Source organism: Methanobacteriaceae archaeon, assembly GCA_030656015.1.
GTDB lineage: Archaea > Methanobacteriota > Methanobacteria > Methanobacteriales > Methanobacteriaceae > UBA349.
In genome coordinates this window covers 47,177-68,733 of the sequence record JAUSNX010000009.1, presented here as the reverse complement: position 1 = coordinate 68,733, position 21,557 = coordinate 47,177, and the positions used below count along the sequence as shown (strand labels likewise).

Here is a 21,557-nt window from a genome sequence, read left to right as displayed (position 1 = left end):
TCATAGGATTAATAACTTAAAAGGTGAATCTAAAATGGGAATGGAAGAAATTGAGATACTGCTTGTGGAAGACAATCCTACTGATGCTGAACTTACCATGCGAGCACTGAAAAGAAAGAACATGGCTAATCAAGTTGTTTGGGTTAAAGATGGCGAAGAAGCGCTTGATTTTATTTTCGCCAATGGAGAATATTCTCATAGAAATCCGGATGATCTTCCGAAGTTAATTCTTCTTGATTTAAGGATGCCTAAAGTCGATGGATTAGAGGTTTTACAGCGTATAAAAGCCGAAGAAAACACTCGTAAAATTCCTGTTGTTGTTTTGACATCATCTAAAGAAGATAGGGATATTGTAGAGAGTTATGAATTGGGTGTCAACAGTTATGTAAGTAAACCTGTTGAATTTGATCAATTTATTGATGCTGTTTCGACCCTTGGTTTTTACTGGATGCTGATTAATAATCCACCTTGATTCATAGTATATCGAGATGAAATTTAATCTGAAATTAATTTTAAATTAGATAATTATGTAAATCACATTTTAGTGCATTATTTTGAGGTAAATGTGGTAAAATATGAATAAAATCAAGGTTTTAATACTGGAAGATGTTCCTTTAGATGCTGAACTTTCTGAGCGGGAGCTAAGAAAAGAAGGACTTGACTTTTTATCGCTTCGGGTTGAAACCAAAGATGATTTTATTAAAGAAATTACTGAATTTAATCCCAATATAATATTGGCGGATCAATCTTTGCCGCATTTTGATGGGCTTTCTGCTTTGAAAATTGCTAAGAATAAAACGCCAAATATTCCTTTTATTTTTGTCAGTGGTAAAATTGGAGAAGACTATGGTGTGGAAATGCTCAAAGAAGGTGCAACTGATTATGTACTTAAAAATAATCTTACAAAGCTTTCCCATTCGGTTATAAGGGCTTTGAATGAATCTAAAGAGCAAATCAATAGAGAAATTGCTGAAAAATCATTAAAAGAGAACGAAAAAAAATATAGAACTCTCTTTGAAAAATCTAAAAATCCTATATTTGTTTGCCAGAAAGATGGAACTTTTATTGATTGTAATGATGCCGGATTAGAATTTATGGAAAAACCATGCTCTGAAATTATGGGCAATAATATACAAAATTGGGTTAAATTAGCTGATTTTAATAATTTGTTTTCTGAGGAAATTTATGTAAATGAACTAGTATTCCAGGTTAATGGCATTGAAAAAATACTGGAAATTACCATTACTCTGGTTGAACTAGGGAAAGAAAAAAACTATTTTTTACAAGGAAAAGATGTAACTCAACAAAGGCAGGCTGAAAAAGCTCTTAAAAAACAAGGTGAGGAATATAAAGCCATATTTGAGAATACTGGTACTTTATCTGTAATTTTTGAAAAAGATACGACCATCTCTTTAGTAAATACTGAATTTGAATTATTTTCAGGATATACCAATAAAGAATTAAAATACCATAGGAAGTGGTTGGAATTTGTGGCCAGTGATGATTTGGAAAGGATGGAAGGATACCATCGTATGCAAAGAATAAATCCCTTAGCAATTCCTAAAAATTATGAAGTTATGTTAAAAAATCGTGAAGGAAAAATTAAGGATTTTTTTGCTACTTCTGAACTTATACCTGGTACTGAAAAGGGGATTATATCTTTTATGGATATTAGTGATAGAAAAATTGCTGAAAATAAAATTAAGAATTCCCTTCACGAAAAGGAACTTCTTCTAAGAGAAATACATCATCGGGTAAAAAATAATATGCAAATAATATCCACTCTCTTAACCCTACAATCGGCTCAAATTGATGATCAAAAATTAATTGACCTCTATCAAGAAAGCCAGAATAGGATTCAAGCCATGTCATTAATTCATGAAAAATTGTATCTATCTAGAGATATTTCTAAAATAAATCTTAAAGATTATGTCCAAAGCATGGTAAGTGATTTATTATATTCCTATGAAAAAGATAGTCAAGTTATAGAGTCTAATCTTGATATTGCTGATGCTTTGATGAGTATAGATACAGCAGTTCCTTGTGGATTAATTATAAACGAACTTATTTCTAATTCATTAAAATATGCATTTCCTGATAGAAATGGAACCATAAATGTATATTTTCATAGAATCAATGATTCAGATTATTGTTTATCAATATCTGATGATGGAATTGGCCTTCCTGAGGATTTAGATATAGAGAAAACCAACTCTTTAGGTCTTCAAATTGTTAACAATCTTATAAATCAACTTGATGGAACATTAAAAATATCAAAACCTTCTAAATTTGAAATTAGGTTTAAAGAACTAAAATATAAGGAAAGAATGTAATTTAATAGATATGAAAAAAATTATTTAATGAAAGTAGGGGATGAAGTAATGGCTAATGCAAGGGTTCTGGTTGTAGAAGATGAAAGTATTGTGGCCATGGGAATTAAACATAAATTAGAAACCATGGGACATACTGTTGTAGAAATGGTTGCATCAGGAGAGAATGCAGTTCGAGCTGCTGGGGAGCATGTTCCAGATATAATATTAATGGATATAGTTATAAAAGGAGATATGGATGGTATTGAAGCAGCCCACGCTATTCATGAATACCATGATATTCCTATAATTTATTTAACGGCTTATGCTGATGAAGAAATGCTTATGAGAGCCAGAGTCACCCAGCCCTATGGATATATTATAAAACCATTTAAATCCACGGAATTGAATGCTAATATTCAAATGGCCTTATTTAAACATAAAGCTGCCAAAAAAGAAAAGGAAATAATTAAAAAACAAATTTTAGATAATTTTCATAATTTTATTGTTCAAGCTATTCCTACTAGTGGTTCTCAAAGTGAAATGGAAATGCGAGACATGCTTTTTAATGCCTTTGGGGAAAAATTAGAAGAAGATATGAAGCCTTCATTTGAATCTAAAATGGAAGAATTCGGGATCAGTGAGGATACTGAAGATGGTCAGGATATATTTGACTCATATTTAGCTTGGTTATCTGAGATATTCAGTGATTTTGGAATAAGAGTGGGTATTATTGAAAAAAACCCTAGATGGTACTTTGAATTTGATAACTGTCCTTGGAAAGAAGAAGCTAAAAATAATCCCATATTCTGCATAAACTGTCAAGCTATTATTAATCGTAGTTTTGATTGGACAAACTTAGAAGGAAGTGTAAAACGTAAATCAACCATTGCTAGTGGTTCAGATAGCTGTATATTTACTTTCAATCTTTAATTTTCTTTTTTGGATTTTTTATTTATTTTTTATTTATTTTTTTTTTTAAAAATTCTTTTGATTTTTACAGAATTAGGGCTTTTTTATAGAAACACATTCAAAAAATTATTATCTTATTTTAAATATATTTACATTATGAAAAGAAAAGGAGTTGCCAATCTTCCACTTCATGGGGGTCATCCACCCCGCTGGCTGTTCAGCAGGATGATTAAGCTTGCTGGAGGAATCAGTGAAGTTATAATTGATGAATATGGAAGTGATGAACTTTTAAGACGTTTATCAGATCCTTTTTGGTTTCAAGCATTCTCATGTGTCTTAGGATTTGATTGGCATTCTTCTGGAACAACCACAACAACTTGTGGAGCTTTAAAAATTGCATTAAATCCAGATTCACATGGTTTTATAGTTGCTGGGGGAAAAGGTAAAGCATCTCGTAAGACTCCTGAAGAAATCGCTGAATCTGGTGATATTCTTTCTATTAATAGTAAAAACATTGAAAAGTTGATTCAAACCAGTAAACTATCTGCTAAAATCGACAATTCCTGTATACAAGACGGTTATCAGCTGTACCAACATACATTTTTTATTAATGACAAAGGAAACTGGGCAGTTGTTCAACAGGGAATGAATGAGTACAATAAATATGCTCGTCGATATCACTGGCTAGGTGAATCAGTGGATGATTATTTATCAAATCCACATGCAGCCATTTCCTGCGATTTAAAAGAGAACAATTCATTGAATATGGTAGATATAGATAGTGAAAAGGCACGGGAAATAAGTGTGGATTTAATTTGTGATAATCCAGATCATCTTCGAAAATATTTTAATAATAAAAATAGTATGCAAACTTTGCTAAGTGACTTTTCAGCTGAAAAATCAGAGCTTAATCTGCCCCAGCACCATCCAGTTTTGGATATGGATATTTCAGATCGTGAATTCCAAGTTCTAAAGCAGGCCTGGGAAATTCAACCTGAAAATTATCAAGATCTCATCCTATTAAAAGGTTTTGGACCTAAAAAAATCAGAGCTCTGGCCCTTATTTCGGATCTTGTTTTTGGAGAACCCGCCAGCTGGAGGGATCCGGTAAAATATAGTTTTACTCATGGGGGAAAGGATGGATATCCATATCCTGTTGATAGAAAAGTTTATGATAATTCTATTAATACACTTAAAGAATCCCTTGAACAATCTAATTTAAATAATAAAGAAAAAATGGGAGCAATAAAACGGCTTAGAGAGTTTATTAATGAATAATTAGATTTTAATTGGTTTTGCTGCTCTTGAACTGCTGCTAACAAATGATGTCGTTTTATAGCTCCTTAATGTTACTTTTCCTATGAATTTTTTGGCCATGATTCGAGGTAATGATTTGGCATAGATTTTATGGCCCATAAATATTATATTATCTGGTTTCCCACGTCCATTTCTATGAACTAGCTTTCCACCATCATAAGAAGCCCATAAATTGATTTCAGTGAAACTATTTTTATTTTCTACTTTATAGGTAATTATATTACGTCGGTTGACTCCCCATTTATCAGTACCAGCTAAATATATGGCGTTATATACTGGATTATATTTTTTAGCAGTATATCTTCCTTGTCTATAATAACGGGGACTATTTGGCACACTTACATATTCTCCATCTTTCATTTTAAATACTTTAATTTTAGAGCTTCCAGAATTGTATATAGCAATACCTACATTACCAACCGGATCCTTAATAAGAAAATGTCCCATTCCAAGTTTTCTCAGAAGTTTATAAGCACTGTTAATATCTGTTTTAGTTATACGTCCTTTGACTGAAATCTTTCCGGCTAAGCTCTCTAGTTTTTTATTTATCCAGACCACATCAGGCCCACCAGTTGAAACAATCCATCCATTCTTAGATATTATGGTGTGGAAAAAATATCCATTTACTAGCTTGTACTCTTTAATTGTTTCTTTCCCATACCATTTCACTTTTTTGATATAAAGATTTGCGGCATAGGTAGAGTCTCTTCTATATGCAAAAACATCTACTCCTTTTTTAACATGTATTAATACTGAACAACAACCACTTTCGGTTTTAATGGTATTTTTGGCTTTTTGGAGTCCTGTAGAATTAATATTACTAGATTTGTTGCTAGAGTTGGTATCAGCCGAAACATTAGTTCTATTTATAGTCTGATGAGTAGCATAATCAGTATTATGGCCAATAGAGCTATCTTCTAAATCATTGTTGGTAATGTCTGTAGCAGTCGCACTACCTATAAAAAATAATACTAATAAAATAATTCCTATAATTAACAAAGGTTTTCTGAAAATTTTCTTTCCCCCTATAAAATTTTCAAATTAAAATAATTTATTTGCAATAATAATTTCTCTTAAAACTATGTAATAAAAATTATGTCTTATTTAATGAATATTTTTTAATACTAGATTCATGAATATTTTTTAATACTGAAATAATCTTGAATATATATTATTGCTCAAAAACTAAATTAAAAACTTATTTAAATAGAATAAAAACTAATTAACCCAATAATAAGTATTTGATTAGTATTTAAAGAATATAGATCATGTCGTAGTGATTAATTCATTTAAAAGATATTAAATTCTTTTGAATGTCAGTTTTATCCATTTTTTCAATTTCACTTTCCATTATTTTAATCCAGTTATAAATGCGCAGAGCATCATTAGATGGAGAGTTTTTAGATCTATTATTAACTGAATCATGTGACACTTTTAATGCATTTTCCATACATTTTTTCAGTTCTAATTGAAATTTTAAAAACTCTTTTAACGAAAAAACTACTAGTTCATCCCCTTCTTGAAAAATACTTTGTCTATAAAAAACTATTTCATCATTTTTTAATTGGAGTTTAACAGATCTCATTAAATCACTTTAATTATATATTATTGGGGTTAATGGAGATTGATACTATCTCTATTATTATTATTATTTAAACTAAATTCCAATAATGGCTGGAACATTAATCTTATCTTTACAAATTCTTTTTTTCTTTTTAATTCCCATTTCAGGCCATTTAAAGTTTTCAAGGGATGTTTGAGTCTCAAATTTCATCAAAGAGGTCACGATTTTTGATGCTTTTTCCAGTTCATTTTTCGCTTTTCTAATTTCTCTTTTTTTAAATTTAACCTGTGATTTCTGGGCATTCTCAGCCATTTCACCAGATTTTTCTAAATAGTACTTTAATCGCATCATTTCTACTTGTAATTCATCTAATGGAAATGCAACAATACCCTCTTCCTTATTAAAAGCACCTAAATTATAGCTGCTAGTGCAGTTTTTTTCCAGTTTTACAATAGCATACTTCATTTTAATCTCTCAAATTGTAATTGATAATCTAATAGTAGTTTAAGAATAAAATAATGGTAGATTAACAATTTAATTAATTAAATACTGCTTTTTTATTATCCATCTAATAATATTATATTTCAGATTATTAGTGAATATGAATAATTAGTTTTTAGAATATATTAGAACTTGAGATAGAGAGCATTTGAAAAGTATTGAATTGTATGAGTTAATATTTTAAAATAAGAGTTTAATTGAAAGATATAATATTTAAAAAATTTAAAATAGAAAATAAAATGGATTATCTGTCGATAATTTACTTGTAATGATGCTTATGATGATATTTTTTCATTTCACTGTGTTTGTGAACTTTGCGAATGATTATTTCTACAAATTCTCCTTCAGCAATTTCAGCAACGTCTAATAAGTCTTGAGGAACAACAACTTTCTCAGAAGTTCTTTTTAAAACGGTTGAATAACCTCTATGGTAATATCTATGTCTATGATGACAATCACAATCCTCTTTCTTCTCATGCATTTTTTCACCCCTTAAAATAATTTACAGTTATATATCTATGTATGTGGAAGCTATTAATTTTTTAGATATCTATTTTTAGATATTAATAAAGGATTTATATCATTTTTATTTGACATTTTTAGATAATTATTTGGACTAATAAAATCAAATAGAATAAGAACTTTATATATTATCAAGTATTTATCATATTTACCAGATATCTATAGAAAATATTTTATTTAATCTGATTTACCGAATAAAAAGTTAATTTGGGGTGCATTATGGTGAAGGCGAATTTATTGGTAGTAGAAGATGAATTCATCACTGCTATGGACTTAGAAGAAAAGTTGGGGGAAATGGGATATAATGTACTTAAAATAGCTTCTTCTGGTGAGGATGCTATTAAATTTGCGGCTGAACTTCGTCCTGATTTGGTTTTAATGGATATAATTCTAAAGGGAAACATAAATGGTACCGAAGCTGCTGAGAAGATAAATTCTCTGGAGATACCAGTAATTTTTTTAACGGCATATAGTGATGATAAAACACTCGTAAATGCTAAAAAAAGTAGTCCTTATGGGTACATTGTTAAACCCTATGACAGCCCAGTTCTGGAAGTAAGTATCGAATCTGCTCTTAAAAAATATGCCGCAGATCAAAAAGAAATGGATCGAGTACGGCTAAAAGCAATTGAAGAACCACAATCTAATAAAAATGAAAAAGTTGGGCAGGATTCTAAATCATTAGAAAATTCTCCATTAGAAAGCCAAGAAACTAAATTAATGATAGTGGAAGATGAATTTATTACTTCTATGGATTTAAATGATAAATTAGAGGAAATGGGATATAATGTAGTTACTATGGCTGCATCAGGATATCAGGCGATTGAAAGGGCCAAAAAATTCAATCCAGATGTTGTTTTAATGGATATAGTTCTTCAAGGGGATATGGATGGTATTGAAGCTGCAGATAAGATAGGGCAGTTAGGAATACCTGTGATTTTTTTAACAGCACATGCAGATAAAGAAACGGTGGAAACTGCTCTAAAAACAGCTCCTTATGGTTATATGATAAAGCCATTTGATGAAGATAAGCTTCACAGCACAGTGGAAATTGCATTGGAAAAGAAAAGGTCTGAAAAAGTCAAATATGAAAAATTAGGCGCTAAAATAAGTTCTAAACAAGATGAATTGAAGATGGAAAAAACAGGAGTCTTTTTTGTTTCTGCAATTTTTATCTCACTGGCTGCTTATGGATTCCTAATTAAAGATATGACTTGGCTGGCCTATTTACTTTTTATTCCGGCATGCTATAACATTTTTTTATGTATTATAAGCTTAAAAAAACAAGAAAAACCTACTGAATTCGACAATCCACCTATGGTCAGTATTATGATTCCAGCCCACAATGAGGAACATACCATTGAAAGATGTGTAATTTCTCTTTCTGAAATGGATTACTATTCCCACGGAGAAAAGAATTTTGAAATAATTGTTATAAATGATGGTTCTACTGATAATACGGGAAAAGTACTAGAAAATTTAAAAAATAAGGTTGATTGCTTACGGATTGTCACGAGAAGACCCCCTAGATCTGGTAAAGGTAAAGGTTACGTTTTAAATGATGGGGTTAAAATGGCCAGAGGAGAAGCTATTGCAGTTTTTGATGCAGATTCCAGGGTCGGTAGTGATTTTTTAAAGAAGATCATTCCTTACCTTAATGAAGATAATGTGGTGGGTGTTCAATCCCGGGTTAGAATGTATAATAAAGATAGAAATCTTCTTACGGCAATGCAAGAAGCTGAATTTGCCATATTTGGTAATGTAATATTGAGATCCCGTGATATCATGGGTAAAAATGGATTCTTAGGAGGTAATGGTCAGATAACCACCCGAAAAGTCATGGAAGAAATTGAGGGATGGGATGGCTTTGCTGTGACTGAAGATCTGAATTTAAGCATTAAGCTAATGATAAAAGGTTATAAAATCCGTTACTGTGGTGAGGCAGAAGTTTGGCAGGAAGCAGTTCCTTTTTGGAGACCATTTTTCCGTCAAAGAGTCAGATGGGCCACCGGGAACTTGGAAACTCTTTTTGTGTATTTAGCTCCTATAATTGATGCGGATATTCCAATTTATAAAAAGATAGATTCCATACAGTATCTTTTCTTCCTTCTATTCATTGCCTTTGTGATGTTAGGATATATAGTAGTTATTTTAGATTTTGGATTAATATACTCCATAAAAGTAAATATCCCCCTTGCCATTGGACTATTATCTACTGCTGCATTTTTCCCAGGTGCTATACTTGGAATTTACCGGGATAAAGGACGCGGATTTTTTAGTGCAGTTTTTACATCCATAAAATACTGGGCCTATTGTCTATATTTAATACCCTTGTTTTTTGCGTCTTTTGTGCATATGATTACTCGTAAAGACAGGACCTGGGCAAAAACGGATCACAGTGGCGATGAGGAATAACTCTAGTTGTATCTTAAATTAATGAATAAAAATAAATTAGATCTTATGCAAAATTTTAAAAAAATAATATTTACTTAATTAAAAAAAACGTTCTTAAAGACTATAATTTGTCAAATTCAATTGAAGTATTAATTAAAAATAGCAATATTAATTAAATAGATAATTGAATAGAATTATTTAAATTATATTTATTTATTTTATTAAAAGGAGAAAAAATATGAGTTTTCTTAATCCCGATGTTAAAGATGTGAGTCCTCTGCAGAGAAATTTGCAGATGATAATGCGAATATTTCTATTGATTTCAGGTATCTATATTTTGATTTTCGGTGGAGCAAATGGTGCCGAGAGGATATTTGGTTTGTTAATTTTAATCGCTCTGGCCATAATTAATGCTCCTGCGTTTTTTACAGGCAATCATATTAGGGCAATCCCCCTAGAAATTGAAATATTGTTGTTATCTATGGTTCTTTTCGAGCTGGTAGGTGGAGATGCACTAGGGCTATATGTTAAATTACCTTACTATGACAATTTCATGCACTTCATGCTACCCCTTTATGTGGCCTTAATTGGTATGATGCTGGTTTATACTGCTTATTTCTTTGGAAAACTAAAAGCTTCTCTTTCAGTGATGGCTGGTATAATTGTTTTACTTACAATTGGTCTGGGAGGAGTTTTAGAGATGGGTGAATATACCTATGATACTTATCTAGCTGATGGACCTATAGGTGCGATTACTGGAAACACTCAGATGCAGGGTTCACCTACCCAGGATCCCTTGGACGATACTATGAACGATTTATTCACTGATACAGCAGGAGCTATTGTTGGGGCCTTGATCGGGGTATTGTTAATTCGTAGATATGAAAAAGATGGAGGGCACTGGAAAGTGGCCGATGATATATCTAAAATGGGTGGATAGCTTAAATTTAAATAGATCCATAATTATTTTTTTATTTTAAGAATTTAAAAAGATTAAAAATTGATAAAGATATTTATTTTAAAAAATTTTTAATTTTATTTTAATAAATAATTATTCTATTATTTAATTAAGGATTCCATAGGTAATAATTGGGCTAAAAGTGAATTCGATTCTACTACTTTATTTTAATTGAATTCTTTGGATAATTGTCCATTATTTCCATGGTTTATGAAATATAAAAGTAACTTATTAGAAACTCATAAATATGCTGTAAAACTAATTAATTTATAATAAACCTATTGAAATACACGGATCATGATAAATAGCAGTAATAAGGGATAATCATGAATGAAAATAATTACTACAAAAAAGTTAGGAATATCCTTATTTTTATCCTTTTTTTGAATTTGGCGGTTTCTGTGATCAAATTGGCATATGGGTGGTATACTAATTCTTTGAGTATATTATCTGACGGGTTTCATTCCATGTTTGACGGAATTTCTAATGTAGTGGGCATTGTAGGAATAATGATTGCAGCCAGACCACCTGATTCTGAACATCCTTATGGACATGGTAAGTTTGAAACTTTGGCTTCATTGGGCATAGCTGTTTTATTATTTTTCACTTGCTTTGAAATATTCCAATCGGCCATAAACCGGCTTTTCAATCCTTCAACGCCAGATATTACCACAGTAAGTTTTTTAGTCATGGGAATTACTATTGCCATTAATATATGGGTTTCATGGTATGAAAATAAACAAGGTAAAAAATTAGGCAGCACAATACTAATTGCAGACTCATTACATACCAGAAGTGATATTTATGCATCTATAGCTGTTATTTTTGGCTTCATAATGATTAAATTAGGTTATGTGGTGGCAGACCCTATTATTGCTATTTTAATCGCATTATTAATTGCCCGCGCAGGAATAACGATTATTATAAATAGTTCAGAAATTTTGATGGATAAAGCACCTTTAGATAAAGAATCCATCCGAAAAATAGTTATTTCTGTAAAAAATGTCAAAGATTGTCATAAAATAAGAACTCGAGGACCAGCTTCTTGTATTTTTGTGGATTTGCATATTGTTATGGAATCAGATTTCACATTGGAAGAAGCACACGATGTTGCCCATAAAGTGGAAAATAAGCTTAAGATTTCTATAACTGGTATAAACGATGTCACGGTTCATGTAGATCCATGCAAAGAAACTTCAAAGTTATAATGCTTATTTGGAATAAAATATAGTATAAATTAAACAGATTCAATTTAAAAGAAAAAATAGAGATATTTATTTTAAAAAATTTTTAATTTTATTTTAATAAATAATATTCTATTATTATATCTCATTATTTTTCAATTAAATATATTTAACAGATAATTTTTCTCTTTTAGGAACTCTATAAAACGTACAATCAGGATATCCGACCATTAAAGCTCCAATAAATATTTCATTTTCTTTTAATCCTAGAAATTCTCTAATCGGTTCGTAATCAGAGGCCATCTTTAAAAATCCAGCCCAACAGGAACCTAAATCAAATGAAGGCAAGGCCAGTTCTAAATGGCTTAGGGCAATAACACCATCAGTCACGGCACTGCCTTGACTGTCTTGGGCCTTAGCAATAAAAACATGGGGTGCTCCCCTTAAAATAGGATCTGATCCTGTTTTTGAAACTTTAATTAAAGATTTCATGGGTAATAACTGGGCTAAATGTGAATTAGATTCTACTAATTTTTCCATCCATTGAATACAAAGTCCGGCCAGAACTTTCACTTTTTCAGGATCTTCAATTATTATCCAATTTATAGGCTGCTGATTAACTCCAGATGGGGCAAAACGGACAATATCCATAACTTCTTCAATTGTTTTCCGAGGTATGGTGTTCTTCTTGTAGTTTCTAATAGACCTGCGGTTCCGCATGTAGTTCCCCATATCTTCAGGGGAGATTTTAGAAGAAATATTTACTAAAGGAGGTTCTAAATTAGGTCCAGATATATTGATAGCTCCTTCTGAACATCCTGCTTCGCAGTGGCCACAACTAGAACACGAGGTTTCAGGTATTGTTTGAGGATAATTATTCATTTCGACATGGCCCAGGGGGCAGTTAGAGACACAGCTTCCACAGGAATTACATTTGCTTTGATCTAGGTTTAATTGGGACATTTTTTTCATCTCATATCTTTTTTAATAAGTTGATAAACAATTTTGATATTTATATTCATATAATATTTTTAATTGATTAATACTAATTAGTTTTCTTTTTACCCTATTTTTGTCTATTTTTTCGGTTTGTTAATAATAAAAAGAATTAATATATAAAAATTATAGAATATATTCATTTATAATAATCTTTCAAAAAAAAATAATAGAACTTATTTAAAATAAAGACTTTTAAGGCTTTTATCATATTAAAGTGATTAAAATGTTGTTATATTACATGGATGTTTCAGAGCTTGATTTGTATAAAATGCAGGCTTTTGTATCTAAGGAAAGAATTGAAAAAGCTAATCAGTATTTCCACCAAAAAGACAAATTTCTTTCTATTGGTGCTGAAATTTTATTAAATCATGTTTTAAGTAAAATTGGTATTATTAATCCTATATTTGATACAGATAAATATGCTAAGCCCTATTTGAAAAATTATCCTAATGTTTATTTTAATCTATCACATTCAGAAAAATATGTGGCTTGTGCAGTTTCTGATTCTCCAATTGGTGTGGATATTGAATACATTAATGATATAGATTTAACTGTAGCAAAGCATTATTTCTATGGCAGTGAATACGAATATATTTTAAATAATAACAACCAAAAAAAAGCTTTTTTTGAATTATGGGTATTGAAAGAAAGTTACATGAAAATGACTGGATTAGGATTTAGGTTGGCACTTGATGAATTCTGTATTGAAATTAATGATGAAATTAAATTGATTCATAATGATGAAAATACTGGTAAATTTGGACTCTGGAATGTTTGTGAGGGAGATTATATGTTAGGATTATGTTCTAAAAACAAAGTTAATGAGCCAGTTTTAATAAATTATTCTGATTTGGTTTTAAATTTAAATTTTGATTCAAATTAAATTTGGATTTATAAATTCCATTGGAAAAAGAGAAATGGGTGACAAAGGGAAGAGGTGAAATTATGGATTATTTTGATTTATCTAATGCACAAAAAAGGACCATAATAACTGAGATTAGTAAACCTGGCAATGAAGCATATATTCTTTCATTTAGATCAAAATTCCCATTAGAAGATGAAAAATATGTAAAAAAAGCTCTAAATATTCTCATGGGGGGAATCTTCAGTTACGTATAAAAAAAGATGAAGATATGAATTTCATGCAGTATTTTGATGATGAAGTGGAGTCCTTTTCATATCAGGATATGTCAAATAAAAGTGAGGACGAAATTAACAATTATGTAATATCATTTTCACAAGAATCTTTTAAAAAAATCTTTGATGTACCATTATATCAGTTTGAACTCCTAAAAACTGGAAAAGAGTTAATGGTTCTTGGTCGTATTCACCATATTATCATGGATGGAAGTTCCGTTAGTATTTTTGCCAAAAACTTAAAAGATTGCATTATTACCTTAAAAAAAGGAGAAGAATACCAAGAGACCAGTATTTCCTATAAAGAATATGTAAAAAAAGAAAAAGAATACCTTTCCAGTAAAAAAGCAAAGGAAGATGAAGAGTTTTGGCTTTCTAATTTAGATGGATATTCCAAGGATTGGTATTCATCTGAAGATTTAAATATTAATCGAAATTACTTTTATTTAAAACCAGAATTAACCGAAAAACTAAAACAATTATCCCTGGTTGAGGGTGAAAGAATATCTCCATTTATATTAGCATTATCTGCAGTATCATTATACTTTGCTAAAAGCACATGCAGTGAAGACATGGTTTGGAATAGTGTATACCATGGTAGGGATTTTGGAGAAGAAATACATGATATGTTGGGCATGTTTGTAAATATGATGCCTTTAAGGCTTGATTATAATGATAAAAGGTCATTTAAAGAGGTTTTATTATATAATAAGTCTTTAGTTAAAGCTGGTCTGGCCCATGGAAAATTATCTTTTAATAGGTATGGGGCTAAATTACAGCAAAGAGGTATTGACCCGGCCATGCTATCAATGTATTCTATTGTATCTAATTCAACAGATTCCAATGTAGAATTCTTATTTAATAATTCTAAAAGTGAATTTCCATTTCACATTCGAGTAAATTCATCATTAAATGATAAAGACGGTTTACAGCTTTTAGAGATTGAATATAATAAAGGCTGTTTTTCTGATGCACAAATCAAGCACATGGTTGAAAATATTGAAAAGCTGCTAATTGATATTTCTGATAATCCCGATTTGGCCTGTAAGGATATTGAAATAGCAATAAGTGAATTCTATGCTGCTGAAAAATATTTCAAAAATATGATTCAAAAAAGTGATGGTGCAACTGTTATTTCTCCAGATATTAATGGTAAAGAAGAATATGGATCTTTAAAAGAATTTAATCTTTCTATTAATAAATCAAATATAGAAAAATTTTGTAAAGACCATGAAATTAGTCCTAACCCTCTTTTTTTATCAGCCACATTATTTGCTTTAGTTAAATTTGTATTCAGCAAAGATCTTTTAGTTTCTATTATTTCTTATAATTCACAGAATAATAATAATAATAATAATAATAATCCTAATTCAAATAATAATAATAATACTCTATTTAATTCACAAAATCAGGAATTAATTCAGGAACTGCCTTTTGCGCTTAAAATGGATACAGATAAGAATGTGAAAGATTATTTAAGTATCATAAATGATTCTTTTATCAATGTTATAAATCATGATTATTATCCTTTTACCAATATTTCTAGTGAAGACTACATCTTACCCGAATTTTTATATGATTTTAGATCAGCTGAGCAGATTAATAATGAGAACTTCAATTTAGAGCATCATAAACTAGGTATATTCATTGAAGAGAATGATAATGAGTTTAAAATAATTTCCCAGTATAATGATGCAATTTATTCTGAAGACCTATTGGAAACTTTCACTGAGAGCATTAAAACTCTTTTAAATAAATTAATGGGAAATCCAAAGATATTACTTAGGGATATTTCAATTTCAAAGGATGATAACAAGGAAGAGGAATTTAAAATAAAACGGGTAGAAGAACCATTATTAAATAAACTTTTTGAAAAACAGGTAGATCAAAACAAAGACAAAATTGCTTTAATTGCCGAGGATGGTGAATTTACTTATGATGAACTTAATAGAAAAGCTAATCGTATTGCCAATGCCTTGATTAAACGTGGAGTAAATGTTGAAGACCGAATAGTATTCATGTTAAAACGTGACAGTCACCTTATATCATCTATGTTTGGGATTGTAAAATCTGGCGCTGCTTTTATCCCGGTTGATCCGGAATATCCTGAAGATAGAATAAAACAAGTTATAGAAGATAGTGATGCAAAATATATTATCAAGAACGTTACTACCAACGAAGATTTGCATAATGCGCTGGATATAGATGAATTACTCTTAGAAACAAATGAAGAGAACCCTGATCCTGATTTAATACACGATAATTTATGCTATATGATTTATACCTCGGGATCTACTGGTAAGCCTAAGGGAGTGATGTTAACTCATGGGGGTATCACTAATTACGTATCTCCTGACCCTCAAAATACTCCTATCCACGCGCTCATTACCAAAGCACATAAAATGATATCCATATCAACAGTATCATTTATTGTATTCCTGCGTGAAATTTTGGCCACAGTTACCAATGGTATGCCCGTTGTATTTGCCAATGAAGAACAATCCATAAATCCTTTAGAACTAGTAAAGCTATTTGAAAAAACCGGGGCAGACGCATTTGGTGCAACACCAACCAGATTATTACAGTACTTAGAAATGGAAGAAATACAAAAAACCATGCCCCGATGCAAGGTGATAATTGTAGGGGGTGAAACATTCCCTCCCCAACTCTACAACATTTTATCAAAGTATACTTACGCTGAAATCTACAATTCTTATGGCCCTACCGAAATCACAATTGCATCCCATGGAAAATTATTAACTAGTAGCGATATTTCTGCGGGTGAAGCTCTCCTAAATGTCACAGATAGAATTATGGACATTGATGCTAATCCCTTAACTTACAATGCAGTAGGTGAATTATATGTGGCCGGTGCTGGAGTAGCAAGAGGTTATTGGAATAATGAAGAACTCACTGATAAGTTGTTTGTCACATATAATGGTCTTCGCCATTATAACACGGGAGATATGGCAAAAAGAGATAGTAGTGGGGAATTATATGTTTTAGGTCGAATGGATAGGCAAATTAAACTTAGAGGTTTGAGAATTGAACTGGGGGAAGTTGAAAATTCAATAACTGAGTATGATGGGATTAAATCTGCATTTGTTCTGGTAAAAACTGTGTATGATACAGAACATTTATGTGCCTATTTCACGGAGGATAGTGAAATTGATATTGCTGATTTAAGGAATAATCTTTTAGATAGATTACCTAATTATATGGTTCCATCTTACTTTGTTAAAATGGATAATTTTCCCATGACACCTAATGGAAAAACAGATTTAAAGAACTTACCGGATCCAGAAGAGGATGATTATGGGCTTGATGAAATCATAGCACCGGAAACTGATTTAGAAAAAGATATATTTGCTATGTGTTCTGAGATTTTGGATACAACTAATTTTGGTGTAATAACTGATCTATTTCAGCTAGGACTTACTTCTTTATCTGTTCTTAAGCTTGTGAGCAAAATTTCAACCAAATTCATGGTTAATGTAAATGTAACTAATATAATGCGGGCCAGAAATATACGTGAAATAGCCAATGAAGTTTCATCTGCATCTATTGTTGAAGAAAAACATTATGATAAACTAAAATTTTATCCTTTAACTCAAAACCAATTAGGAGTATATTTTGATTGTGTTAAAAATCCTGAAAAGTTAACCTATAATCTTCCTAAAATGATACGTTTTAAAGATATAGATGTTGAAAAACTAAAAAATGCTTTATTAGAGGTTGTTTCAAAACACCATTATCTTAAAACTTGTCTGGTTATGCAAAAAGGCGAAATATTTCAGGAACGGCGCGATGATTTAAATGTTTATATTGATATTCAGGAAGGCCGAGTGAATGATGAAATTATAAAAGATTTCATAAGGCCATTTTCATTATTTGAGGGTCCTCTATTTCGTTTTAAAATATACACCTATCTTGATGAAACCGTGCTTTTATCTGATTTCCACCATATAATTGTAGATGGTACTGGCCTAAATATACTCTTTAATGACATAGGAACTATTTATGATGGGGGAATGCCAAGTAAAGAGGATTACGATGGGTTTGATTTAAGTTTAGAAGAACAGAATATAGAAAAAAGCCAGCTGTACTCTCAGGCCCAGACTTATTTTGAAAATAAAGTAAGTGATTTTGACAATTCTACGATTATTTCTCCAGATCTTAAAGGAAAAGAAGATGAGGGTCATTTAGGAGAAATTGGTGTATCTTTAGATAAAAATCTGGTCGAAAACTTTTGTAAAGATAATTCAATTACTCCTAATAATTTATTTTTAGCTGCAACTGTATTTACATTGAGTAAATTTGTTTATAAAAAGGATATAATGATTTCAACTATTTCTAATGGTAGAAGTAATCCTCATTTCCAGAACACGGTGGCCATGATGGTTAAAACATTGCCCCTGGCTTTAAATGTTGATACAAACAATAATGTATCAAATTTTTTTGATTATGTGGAAGATACTTGGTTAGATGTGCTCAAATATGAAATTTATCCATTTACAAAGATTTCAGATAAATATGATATATTTCCTGAATTTTTATATGCTTATCATGGGAAAATTATTGAGGACATAAACATTAATGGCCATACTCTAGAAAGAGAAAGCTTAGAATATGAAGCTTTAAAATTCAAATTAAGTGTTAATATTATAGATACTGGTGAAAGGCTCCATATTTTATCCCAATACAATGATGCACTTTATTCTAAAGATTTAATGGATACTTTTATAAAGAGCCTAGAACTAGTGGTAAATAAATTAATCCAAAACCCCGAGGCTTTATTAAAAAATATTTCTATAATATCTGAAGATGAAACAGAAAAAGAATTCAATGTAAAGCCCGTTCCCGAACCTTTATTAAATGTTCTTTTTGAAAAACAGGTCCAAAAAAGCAATGATAAGATAGCTTTAATTGCTGAAGATGATGATTTAACATATGATGAGCTTAATAAAAAAGCTAATCGGATCGCTAATGCTCTTATTAAAAGAGGTGTCGAAGTAGAAGACAAAATAATGTTTATATTAAAAAGGGACAGCCGTCTTATTGCTACAGTGTTAGGTATTATAAAAGCAGGGTGTGCATTTATTCCGGTGGATCCAGAATACCCGGATGATAGGGTTAAACATGTTTTAGAAGATAGTAATGCTAAATATATTATAAGCTCAAATGGCTTTTCTGGAGCATTAGATGTGGATGAATTACTTTTAGAAGATAATGAGGAAAATCCACATCCTGTGATATCTCCAGAGAATTTATGTTATCTTATTTATACTTCTGGTTCTACAGGTAAGCCTAAAGGAGTAATGTTAACTCATTCTAATATTAGCAATTACCTATCACCCGATCCTGAGAATTGCTATGTACACGCCTTTGTAAATAAAGCCCACAAAATGCTGTCCATAACCACAGTTTCTTTTGATGTTTTTTTACATGAAACTTTTATTACATTAATGAATGGCCGTGCCCTGGTTTTTGCTAATGATGAAGAGTCTAAAAACCCTTTAGAATTAATAAAACTATTTAAAAAAACTGGGGCAGATTCTTTTAGTGCTACACCATCAAGAATGTCACAGTATTTAGAAGTAGATGGTATGTGTGATGTATTATCTAATTGTAAAGTGATTAGTGTTGCAGGTGAGAAATACCCCCCTCAACTCCATAAAAAACTGGTAAATTGTACTCATGGAGAGATATATAATGTATATGGTCCCACAGAAACCACTATTTCATGTAATACTAAACATATTGTTGATGTAGATAATATAACTGTTGGTAAACCATTGTTAAATGTTACAGAGGAAGTTATGGATTTAGATGGAAATCCCCTGCCTTTTGGAGTCATTGGAGAGTTATATGTTGGTGGAATGGGCGTAGCTCGCGGATATTTAAATAGAGAAGATCTTAATCAAAAACAATTCATCACCAGAAAGGGTATTCCTTATTATAAGACTGGAGATTTTGCTAGCAAAGAAAAAAATGGTGAATATAATATTTTTGGAAGACTGGATAATCAAATCAAGTTAAGAGGATTGAGAATTGAAATTGGGGAAATAGAAAGCGCCATCTCAGATTACTATGGTGTGAAATCTGTTGCAGTGGTAGTCAAAAAAGTACAATCTCAGGACCATTTATGTGCTTACTTTACCAGTGAGATGGAAATCGATATTGATGATTTGAAAAATGAATTAAAAAAGAGACTGACCAAATATATGGTACCCACTATATTCATGCCCATACATAAAATGCCTCAAACTCCTAATGGTAAAACTGATCTCAAAAAGCTACCAGAACCCGTTTTAAAAGAAAGAATATATGTAAAACCTGAAAATAATATTGAAAAATTCTTTGCCAAAACATTTGCTGAGATATTAGACATACCTAAAGTAGGGGCCACCGATAATTTCTTTGATTTAGGTGGAACTTCACTTCTAGTAACTAAAATTACTATTGAGGCTCTAAATCAAGGACATGAAATTAAATACGGCGATGTTTTTGCCCATCCTAGTCCCCGCGAATTATCCAGAGTTATTACCGAAGCTGAAAATTCGGTGAAAGAACAGGAAGAATATTCATATAATATTCTTAATGAAATTTTAGAAAAAAATACCATTAATAACTTTGTGAATGGGGAAAAAGAGGAGTTAGGGAATGTTTTATTAACCGGAGCCACTGGATTTTTAGGAATACATGTTTTAAAAGAATTTATAGAAAATGAAAATGGTTCAATCTATTGCATGCTTAGAAAAGGAAGACATACCACACCTGAAAACCGTTTAAAAACCCTATTATTCTATTACTTTAGTGAAAATTATGAGGAATTATTTGGTTCCCGAGTTAATGTCATTGAAGGAGATATTACAAGTAAAGCGGATTTTGAAAAATCCAGAGGCCTTAATATTGATACAGTTATTAATTGCGCGGCTAATGTGAAGCATTTTGCAGCAGGAACACAGATTGAAGATATCAACATTGGTGGTGTGGTTAATGGTATTGATTTTAGTAAAAAGAAAGGATGTAAGTATATACAGATTTCAACCACTAGTGTAGCTGGAGAAAGTGTTGATAATATACCACCTTTAGACACTGAATTTGATGAAAATACTATATATGTGGGCCAATCACTAGATAATAAATATTTAAGTAGTAAATTTAAAGCTGAAAGAGTTGTATTGGAGGCTATTAATGAAGGATTATCTTGTAAGATTGTAAGGGTGGGTAATTTAATGGCCCGACAATCTGATAGTGAATTCCAGATTAATTTTGAAACCAATGGATTCGTAAACCGTCTGAGGGCCTATGCAGCAATAGGAAAGATACCCTACTCAATTTTAGGAGGAAAGGTGGAGCTTACTCCAATAGACATGACTGCTAGAGCCATTCTATTATTAGGTAAAACTCCCCATGAATGTATTGTCTTCCATTTATACAATAATCACCAGATCTACATTGGTGATATCATAGAGATGATGAATGAGATGGGTTTTAATATATCTGGAGCAGAAGATGAAAAATTTGAAAAAGCTTTTGCTGTGGCCCGGGAAGATGAAACTAAACAGGATGCCATATCGGGACTGGTAACTGCAATGGGTATGGGTAAAGGTGAAGGAAGAGGTCTTGTCCAGGTGGTTAATAATTACACCATCCAAATTTTATATCGATTAGGTTATAAATGGCCTTTAATTAGTGATGAGTATCTTATAATGTTTATAAAATATCTAAAAGAGATGAATTTCTTTGATTGAGGA

General features: G+C 31.0%; 15 protein-coding genes. 10 read left to right on the top strand and 5 right to left on the bottom strand.

Features of this window, described 5'->3' with window-relative positions; all coding sequences use genetic code 11:
* Positions 1-34: 34 nt before the first annotated feature.
* The 4 genes from Q7I96_06955 (at position 35) to Q7I96_06940 (ending at position 4,499) form a co-directional block, all read left to right on the top strand.
* Entirely contained in the window at positions 35-472 is a 438-nt protein-coding gene (locus Q7I96_06955; protein ID MDO9627344.1) for a response regulator, read from the top strand.
* A gap of 103 nt (positions 473-575) precedes the next feature.
* Complete coding sequence (locus tag Q7I96_06950; GenBank protein ID MDO9627343.1) at positions 576-2,333, top strand: histidine kinase dimerization/phosphoacceptor domain -containing protein; 1,758 nt, start codon at positions 576-578, stop codon at positions 2,331-2,333.
* A 48-nt stretch (positions 2,334-2,381) separates the two neighbouring features.
* On the top strand, positions 2,382-3,242 hold the full coding sequence (locus tag Q7I96_06945) for a methanogen output domain 1-containing protein (protein ID MDO9627342.1): 861 nt from the start codon (positions 2,382-2,384) through the stop codon (positions 3,240-3,242).
* 135 nt (positions 3,243-3,377) lie between these two features.
* Positions 3,378-4,499, top strand: coding sequence for a DUF763 domain-containing protein (locus tag Q7I96_06940; protein MDO9627341.1), 1,122 nt, complete (start codon positions 3,378-3,380; stop codon positions 4,497-4,499).
* Here Q7I96_06940 and Q7I96_06935 read toward each other — a convergent pair whose 3' ends face one another.
* From Q7I96_06935 to Q7I96_06920, 4 genes are all read right to left on the bottom strand, one after another.
* A complete protein-coding gene (locus tag Q7I96_06935) occupies positions 4,500-5,537 on the bottom strand; it encodes a hypothetical protein (GenBank protein ID MDO9627340.1) in 1,038 nt (345 codons plus the stop codon).
* Between the two features lie 286 nt (positions 5,538-5,823).
* Positions 5,824-6,123, bottom strand: coding sequence for a hypothetical protein (locus Q7I96_06930; GenBank protein MDO9627339.1), 300 nt, complete (start codon positions 6,121-6,123; stop codon positions 5,824-5,826).
* A gap of 72 nt (positions 6,124-6,195) precedes the next feature.
* Positions 6,196-6,567 carry a hypothetical protein gene (locus Q7I96_06925; protein ID MDO9627338.1) on the bottom strand — a complete coding sequence of 124 codons (372 nt, stop codon included), beginning with the start codon at positions 6,565-6,567 and terminating at the stop codon, positions 6,196-6,198.
* Between the two features lie 295 nt (positions 6,568-6,862).
* Positions 6,863-7,084: a hypothetical protein gene (locus Q7I96_06920; GenBank protein ID MDO9627337.1), complete on the bottom strand. Its 222-nt coding sequence runs from the start codon at positions 7,082-7,084 to the stop codon at positions 6,863-6,865.
* A 260-nt stretch (positions 7,085-7,344) separates the two neighbouring features.
* Here Q7I96_06920 and Q7I96_06915 point away from each other — a divergent pair, with 260 nt between their 5' ends.
* From Q7I96_06915 to Q7I96_06905, 3 genes are all read left to right on the top strand, one after another.
* Entirely contained in the window at positions 7,345-9,540 is a 2,196-nt protein-coding gene (locus Q7I96_06915) for a response regulator (GenBank protein ID MDO9627336.1), read from the top strand.
* Between the two features lie 217 nt (positions 9,541-9,757).
* Positions 9,758-10,459 carry a hypothetical protein gene (locus tag Q7I96_06910; GenBank protein MDO9627335.1) on the top strand — a complete coding sequence of 234 codons (702 nt, stop codon included), beginning with the start codon at positions 9,758-9,760 and terminating at the stop codon, positions 10,457-10,459.
* A 344-nt stretch (positions 10,460-10,803) separates the two neighbouring features.
* Positions 10,804-11,685, top strand: coding sequence for a cation diffusion facilitator family transporter (locus Q7I96_06905; protein ID MDO9627334.1), 882 nt, complete (start codon positions 10,804-10,806; stop codon positions 11,683-11,685).
* 135 nt (positions 11,686-11,820) lie between these two features.
* Here the strand turns inward: Q7I96_06905 and Q7I96_06900 are convergent, their stop codons facing one another.
* Positions 11,821-12,624, bottom strand: a complete 804-nt coding sequence (locus Q7I96_06900; protein MDO9627333.1) for a nitroreductase family protein — start codon at positions 12,622-12,624, stop codon at positions 11,821-11,823.
* Positions 12,625-12,883: 259 nt separating this feature from the next.
* On the opposite strand from Q7I96_06900, the gene Q7I96_06895 reads away from it, so the two are divergent.
* The 3 genes from Q7I96_06895 to Q7I96_06885 all read left to right on the top strand — a co-directional run bounded on the left by Q7I96_06895 (position 12,884) and on the right by Q7I96_06885 (position 21,554).
* Entirely contained in the window at positions 12,884-13,543 is a 660-nt protein-coding gene (locus tag Q7I96_06895) for a 4'-phosphopantetheinyl transferase superfamily protein (GenBank protein ID MDO9627332.1), read from the top strand.
* Between the two features lie 62 nt (positions 13,544-13,605).
* The gene (locus Q7I96_06890) at positions 13,606-13,779 is read left to right on the top strand and encodes a hypothetical protein (protein MDO9627331.1); all 174 of its coding nucleotides are present in this window, start codon (positions 13,606-13,608) and stop codon (positions 13,777-13,779) included.
* A 23-nt stretch (positions 13,780-13,802) separates the two neighbouring features.
* Positions 13,803-21,554 (top strand): amino acid adenylation domain-containing protein, encoded by a 7,752-nt coding sequence (locus tag Q7I96_06885; GenBank protein ID MDO9627330.1) that lies wholly within the window; start codon positions 13,803-13,805, stop codon positions 21,552-21,554.
* The last annotated feature ends 3 nt before the right edge of the window (positions 21,555-21,557 follow it).

Coding starts and splice junctions, on each gene's coding strand:
- Q7I96_06905 (MDO9627334.1), top strand. CDS start 10,804: ATGAATGAAAATAATTACTACAAAAAAGTTAGGAATATCCTTATTTTT.
- Q7I96_06890 (MDO9627331.1), top strand. CDS start 13,606: ATGGATTATTTTGATTTATCTAATGCACAAAAAAGGACCATAATAACT.
- Q7I96_06940 (MDO9627341.1), top strand. CDS start 3,378: ATGAAAAGAAAAGGAGTTGCCAATCTTCCACTTCATGGGGGTCATCCA.
- Q7I96_06885 (MDO9627330.1), top strand. CDS start 13,803: ATGCAGTATTTTGATGATGAAGTGGAGTCCTTTTCATATCAGGATATG.
- Q7I96_06920 (MDO9627337.1), bottom strand. CDS start 7,084: ATGCATGAGAAGAAAGAGGATTGTGATTGTCATCATAGACATAGATAT.
- Q7I96_06945 (MDO9627342.1), top strand. CDS start 2,382: ATGGCTAATGCAAGGGTTCTGGTTGTAGAAGATGAAAGTATTGTGGCC.
- Q7I96_06900 (MDO9627333.1), bottom strand. CDS start 12,624: ATGTCCCAATTAAACCTAGATCAAAGCAAATGTAATTCCTGTGGAAGC.
- Q7I96_06910 (MDO9627335.1), top strand. CDS start 9,758: ATGAGTTTTCTTAATCCCGATGTTAAAGATGTGAGTCCTCTGCAGAGA.
- Q7I96_06895 (MDO9627332.1), top strand. CDS start 12,884: ATGTTGTTATATTACATGGATGTTTCAGAGCTTGATTTGTATAAAATG.
- Q7I96_06950 (MDO9627343.1), top strand. CDS start 576: ATGAATAAAATCAAGGTTTTAATACTGGAAGATGTTCCTTTAGATGCT.
- Q7I96_06925 (MDO9627338.1), bottom strand. CDS start 6,567: ATGAAGTATGCTATTGTAAAACTGGAAAAAAACTGCACTAGCAGCTAT.
- Q7I96_06915 (MDO9627336.1), top strand. CDS start 7,345: ATGGTGAAGGCGAATTTATTGGTAGTAGAAGATGAATTCATCACTGCT.
- Q7I96_06955 (MDO9627344.1), top strand. CDS start 35: ATGGGAATGGAAGAAATTGAGATACTGCTTGTGGAAGACAATCCTACT.
- Q7I96_06930 (MDO9627339.1), bottom strand. CDS start 6,123: ATGAGATCTGTTAAACTCCAATTAAAAAATGATGAAATAGTTTTTTAT.